Genomic DNA, 5905 nt, shown 5'->3' with positions numbered 1-5905 from the left:
GCAGCATTTGCGTGAGAAGGTGCTGAAACCGGTCGAAAGTGAGGGCTTCGATTGGTCGTGGACCCAGCACACCGCCTGGCTGACCGGCAAAGGCACGCTGACCGTGTTCGACAATGGCTGGGGGCGTGACTTTGCGCCGACCAAGCTGGCCGGCAACTACAGCCGGGCAGTGGAGTACCGCATCGACGAAGCCGAGGGCACGGTCGAGCAGGTGTGGGAGTACGGCAAGGCACGCGGCGACGAGTGGTACAGCCCGGTGACCTCGGTGGTGGCCTACCGGCCAGAGACCGACACCCAGTTCATCTACTCGGCTTCGGTGAACTTCCTCACCCCCGAAAAATTGACCACTACCGTGCTCAACGAGGTGCGGCGCGGGACCCAGGAGGTGTTGGTGGAACTGAAGGTACACAGCCGGCAGCCGGGCTCGGTCGGTTATCGAGCACTGGTGATCGACTTGGCCAAGGCGTTCTGATTCATCCCCTTCGGGAGGGCCGTCGGTCCTCCCATCACATTTCCTTCAGTTGATTCGTCTAACCTGTACCGGCCTCTTCGCGGCGGTTCGGCGCCCTGATGAGCCCGCGACGAGGCCGGTTGCCATCATGCGGGATGATGAATTTTCCACTCGGCTGTTCAACCATTCGTTCTTTTTTTCGAACAGCCTATTGTCCAACACCCCAGCAGCCGCTTAGCATTCGTTTGAGATTTCAAACGCTCGATGCCCTGCCTTGGGCGCTTTTCAACAATCAACAATTCGGGAAGCCGACATGCAGCTCAAAGACGCTCAGTTGTTCCGCCAGCAAGCCTATATCAATGGTGAGTGGCTGGATGCGGACAACGGCCAGACCATCAAGGTGACCAACCCGGCCACCGGTGAAGTCATCGGTACCGTGCCGAAGATGGGTACCGCGGAAACCCGCCGTGCCATCGAAGCCGCCGACAAGGCCCTGCCGGCCTGGCGTGCCCTGACCGCCAAAGAGCGTTCGGCCAAGCTGCGTCGCTGGTTCGAACTGATGATCGAGAATCAGGACGACCTGGCTCGCCTGATGACCACCGAGCAAGGCAAGCCACTGGCCGAAGCCAAGGGCGAAATCGCCTACGCCGCCTCGTTCATCGAGTGGTTCGCCGAAGAAGCCAAGCGCATCTACGGTGACACCATCCCTGGCCACCAGCCAGACAAGCGCCTGATCGTCATCAAGCAGCCAATCGGTGTTACCGCGGCCATCACGCCGTGGAACTTCCCGGCCGCCATGATCACCCGTAAAGCCGGCCCGGCCCTGGCCGCTGGCTGCACCATGGTGCTCAAGCCTGCTTCGCAAACCCCTTACTCCGCCCTGGCCCTGGTAGAGCTGGCCCACCGTGCCGGTATCCCGGCTGGCGTGCTGAGCGTGGTTACCGGTAGCGCTGGTGAAGTTGGCGGCGAGCTGACCGGCAACTCCCTGGTACGTAAACTGTCCTTCACCGGCTCGACCGAAATCGGTCGCCAGCTGATGGAAGAATGTGCCAAGGACATCAAGAAGGTTTCCCTGGAGCTGGGTGGCAACGCCCCGTTCATCGTGTTCGACGACGCCGATCTGGACAAGGCGGTCGAAGGCGCGATCATCTCCAAGTACCGCAACAACGGCCAGACCTGCGTCTGCGCCAACCGTATCTACGTGCAGGACGGCGTCTACGACGCGTTCGCCCAGAAGCTGGCCGCTGCTGTGGCCAAGCTGAAGATCGGTAACGGCCTGGAAGAAGGCACCACCACTGGCCCGCTGATCGACGGCAAGGCTGTCGCCAAGGTTCAGGAACACATCGAAGACGCCGTTGGCAAAGGCGCCAAGGTGCTGTCCGGTGGCAAGCTGATCGAAGGCAACTTCTTCGAGCCGACCATTCTGGTTGACGTGCCGAAGACTGCTGCTGTCGCCAAGGAAGAGACCTTCGGCCCATTGGCGCCGCTGTTCCGCTTCAAAGACGAAGCCGAAGTCATCGCCATGTCCAACGACACCGAGTTCGGCCTGGCCTCGTACTTCTACGCCCGCGACATGAGCCGCGTGTTCCGTGTTGCCGAAGCGCTGGAATACGGCATGGTGGGTATCAACACCGGCCTGATCTCCAACGAAGTGGCGCCGTTCGGTGGCATCAAGGCTTCGGGCCTGGGCCGCGAAGGTTCCAAGTACGGTATCGAGGACTACCTCGAAATCAAATACCTGTGCATCAGCGTCTGATAGCACGGTAAAGGCTTTACCTCTGCCAGTGGGGCGCGAGAGCGACGTCTCGCTGGCCTTTTTTACATCGCAGTACCTGGTGGCCAGGGCGTTTGCGGCAGTCGATCAACGAATACTGTTCGCGAGCACTCCCAGCCCCCCCGAATAAAAGCGCCATTCCTGTCGGCGCAATGAGGGCATTATGAGCAAGACCAACGAATCCTTGATGCAACGTCGTGTAGCTGCCGTCCCACGTGGCGTTGGCCAGATCCACCCGATCTTCGTCGACACCGCGAAGAACTCGACTGTGATCGACGTTGAAGGCCGCGAACTGATCGACTTCGCCGGCGGCATCGCAGTGCTGAACACCGGCCACCTGCACCCGAAAGTGGTTGCGGCCGTGCAAGAGCAACTGACCAAGGTCAGCCACACCTGCTTCCAGGTCCTGGCTTACGAACCTTACGTAGAGCTGTGCGAAAAGATCAACAAGCTGGTCCCAGGCGACTTCGACAAGAAGACCCTGCTGGTCACCACCGGCTCCGAAGCCGTTGAAAACGCCGTGAAGATCGCCCGTGCCGCCACCGGCCGCGCTGGCGTCATCGCCTTCACCGGCGGCTACCACGGCCGTACCATGATGACCCTGGGCCTGACCGGCAAGGTTGTGCCGTACTCCGCTGGCATGGGCCTGATGCCAGGCGGTATCTTCCGCGCCCTGTTCCCGAGCGAACTGCACGGTATCAGCGTTGACGATGCCATCGCTTCGGTCGAGCGCATCTTCAAGAACGACGCCGAGCCACGCGACATCGCCGCGATCATCCTCGAGCCAGTACAAGGCGAAGGCGGCTTCCTGCCAGCGCCTAAAGAGCTGATGAAGCGCCTGCGCGCCCTGTGCGACCAGCACGGCATCCTGCTGATCGCCGACGAAGTACAGACTGGCGCTGGCCGTACCGGCACCTTCTTCGCCATGGAACAGATGGGCGTTGCGCCTGACCTGACCACCTTCGCCAAATCCATCGCTGGCGGCTTCCCGCTGGCCGGTGTGTGCGGCAAGGCCGAGTACATGGACGCGATCGCTCCGGGCGGCCTGGGCGGCACCTACGCCGGTTCGCCGATCGCTTGCGCCGCGGCCCTGGCCGTGATCGAAGTGTTCGAAGAAGAAAAACTGCTGGACCGCAGCAAGGCTGTGGGTGAGCGCCTGACCACCGGCCTGCGCGAAATCCAGAAGAAGCACCCGATCATCGGCGACGTCCGTGGTCTGGGCTCGATGATCGCTGTTGAAGTCTTCGAGAAAGGCACTCACACCCCGAACGCTGCTGCTGTTGGCCAGGTGGTTGCCAAGGCACGCGAAAAGGGTCTGATCCTGCTGTCCTGCGGCACCTACGGCAACGTTCTGCGTATCCTGGTACCGCTGACTGCCGAAGACGCACTGCTGGACAAAGGTCTGGCCATCATCGAAGAGTGCTTCGCTGAACTCGCTTGATGTGACGCGCTTCTGAAAAAACCCGCTTCGGCGGGTTTTTTTGTGCCCAGAAAAGCCTTGGGGCGCTATGGTTAGCGGAGGATTTGCTTGGGAAGCTGCGACGGACTGTGTGTCAGGCTATTCAGGAGTAGTTGGCGATGAGCGCTGCAAACCCCACCGCACCAAACGTACTGATTGTCGAGGGCGATCCCTGGGTACGTGACATGCTCAGCGAAATGCTGCTCAGCGTGCGCTGTGACGCGCGCCTGCAAGTATGCGCCGACGGCTCGCAAGCGCTCAGTGCGTTGTCCAGTAAGCCTGACCTGATCATCGCCGCCCGCGAGCTGGCCGGTGTCGATGGCCTCGACCTGTTGCGCAAGGTGCGCGCCAAAGGGCCGGGGCTGCCGTTCATTCTCATGAGCAACCGCAGCGACAGTGCCAGTGTGCGCGAGGCATTGCCCCTGCACCCCACGGCCTACCTGAGCAAACCGTTGAACCTGGACAACCTGCGCAAGCGCCTGGAAGAGCTGCTGGTGGCCGTTGGCGAAGAGATCGCCTGCCCAATGCCGGCCTTGCAGCCGGGTGCCAGCCTGCCGGCCTACCTTGAACAGCGTCGCGCTAACGCCGATGGCGGGCCGCTGTTGGCCGATGTGCAGGTGGCTATCAAGCGCGCGCTCAACCCCCAGGGCCTGAACCTGAAGGTGCTCGAAGAGGAGGTGCGTAACGACCCGCAGGTCACGGCGGTATTGATCGCGGCGGCCAATAGCGCGGCCTTGCACCGTGAGGCGCCGGTGCAGACGTTGCTGCAAGCCCTGAACAAGCTTGGCAGCACCCAGAGCATGAACCTGATCCTGGGCATGACCCTCAAGCGCAGCGCACGCCTCAGCGACCCACTGCTGGCTGAGCACGCGGCCCGTTACTGGGACCTGTCGCTGCATACGGCGGAATATGGCCGCACCCTGGCGCGTCTGCTCGAGCTGGACGAAGGGCGTTGTTACTGCGCGGGCTTGCTGCATTGCCTGGGTGACCTGGCGGTGTTGCGCTGCCTGCAGGAGTGGCGGCTGGCCGGAGGGGAGCTGGACGAGCGCAATGTGCAGCAGTCGCTGGATGAGTTTGGTGCGGCGTTCGGTTCGGCGCTGCGTACCCGTTGGCGGCTGCCGCTGGCCTTGCGCGAATTGATCGCGGCGATCTACCAGTTGGGCGGCGGCGTGTATTCGCGGGAGATCCTGGCCATGAGCCTGGCAGGGCAGCTGTCGCGGCTGCCGGCTGAGCAGGGGCTGGAGAAAGTAGCCAGCGGCAAGACCGCACGCTTGCTCAAGCTGGGCTTGCCGGAGCTGAACCGGCTGCGCAAGGTGGAAAACCCCGAAGTCAAACCGCAGGAAGAGCCGCCGGTGTAGCCCCTGTAGGAGCGGGCGAGCCGGCGAACACCGGCCAAAGCCGGTGCCATCCTGTACGTTGCCTGATCAGCCGCGGACTATCTGGTTCTTGCCTTGCCGCTTGGCTTGGTACATCGCCGCATCGGCTCGGGCATACAGGCTATCCAGCGTTACATCCTCTTCGGTCAGCCCGGTCAGCCCCTGGCTCACCGTCACCCCGTAGGTCTGCTGCCCATGGCTGAAGCTCAAGCGCTGAATCTGCCGCTGCAAACGCTCGGCAATCTGTTCTGCGACCTCGGCGTTGCAACCTGGGAACACCGCTGCGAACTCCTCGCCGCCAATGCGCCCGAACAGGTCGCCACGGCGTAGCACGGCTTTGCCGCTGTCGGCGATGTGTTGCAGCACCTGATCGCCTTCCTGGTGGCCGTAACTGTCGTTGATGCGCTTGAAGTCATCGATATCCAGCAACAGAAAGGCCAGCGGCGTGCCGTCTTCGCGGGCGCTGTCGAACGCTTGCTGAGCACACTCGAAGAAGTGCCTGCGGTTGCTGCTCTGGGTCAGCACATCGGTGGTGGCCAGGCGCTGCAGCTCCCCTTCAAGCTGCTTCTTTTCGGTGATGTCTTCGGCGATACCGACAATGATCACCCGGTCGCCATCGTGCTGCTGGTTGATGTAGCACTTGTCGCTCAACCAGCGCAGTTGCCCGTCGGCATTGAGGATACGGTATTCGCGGTCTTCCACTGCGCCCTTGAGCAGCACCTGAGCCAGGCTGCGTTCGGCGAACTCGAGGTCATCGGGGTAAATACTGTCACGCCATTCGTTGTAGTCGGCCAGCACCAGGCTGACGGGGCGGCCAAAGATGCGCTCGTAGGCGGGGCTCACAT

5 protein-coding genes are annotated in these 5905 nt (G+C 62.2%); 4 read left to right on the top strand and 1 reads right to left on the bottom strand.

Annotated elements, in window-relative coordinates:
* The 4 genes from APH42_RS28315 to APH42_RS28300 all read left to right on the top strand — a co-directional run.
* The coding region (locus APH42_RS28315) for an aryl-sulfate sulfotransferase (protein WP_177336885.1) at nt 1-472 on the top strand (472 nt) is incomplete at its 5' end.
* A 292-nt stretch (nt 473-764) separates the two neighbouring features.
* On the top strand, nt 765-2207 hold the full coding sequence (gene gabD / locus APH42_RS28310; protein ID WP_012270020.1) for an NADP-dependent succinate-semialdehyde dehydrogenase: 1443 nt from the start codon (nt 765-767) through the stop codon (nt 2205-2207).
* 181 nt (nt 2208-2388) lie between these two features.
* Nucleotides 2389-3666: a 4-aminobutyrate--2-oxoglutarate transaminase gene (gene gabT / locus APH42_RS28305; RefSeq protein WP_012270021.1), complete on the top strand. Its 1278-nt coding sequence runs from the start codon at nt 2389-2391 to the stop codon at nt 3664-3666.
* A 137-nt stretch (nt 3667-3803) separates the two neighbouring features.
* Complete coding sequence (locus APH42_RS28300; RefSeq protein ID WP_012270022.1) at nt 3804-5042, top strand: response regulator; 1239 nt, start codon at nt 3804-3806, stop codon at nt 5040-5042.
* Between the two features lie 66 nt (nt 5043-5108).
* Here the strand turns inward: APH42_RS28300 and APH42_RS28295 are convergent.
* On the bottom strand, nt 5109-5905 hold a 797-nt coding region (locus tag APH42_RS28295; protein WP_060494719.1), incomplete at its 5' end, for a sensor domain-containing diguanylate cyclase.

The sequence above is a fragment of the Pseudomonas sp. NBRC 111140 genome (assembly GCF_001320885.1).
GTDB classification, from domain to species: Bacteria; Pseudomonadota; Gammaproteobacteria; order Pseudomonadales; family Pseudomonadaceae; genus Aquipseudomonas; species Aquipseudomonas putida_P.
Note: the sequence above shows the minus strand (reverse complement) of the source record. Positions and strands in the feature narration are given on the sequence as shown.

What these genes read in the sequence shown, in the direction of transcription:
- gabD (WP_012270020.1), top strand. Translation starts at nt 765, where the DNA reads ATGCAGCTCAAAGACGCTCAGTTGTTCCGCCAGCAAGCCTATATCAAT.
- gabT (WP_012270021.1), top strand. Translation starts at nt 2,389, where the DNA reads ATGAGCAAGACCAACGAATCCTTGATGCAACGTCGTGTAGCTGCCGTC.
- APH42_RS28300 (WP_012270022.1), top strand. Translation starts at nt 3,804, where the DNA reads ATGAGCGCTGCAAACCCCACCGCACCAAACGTACTGATTGTCGAGGGC.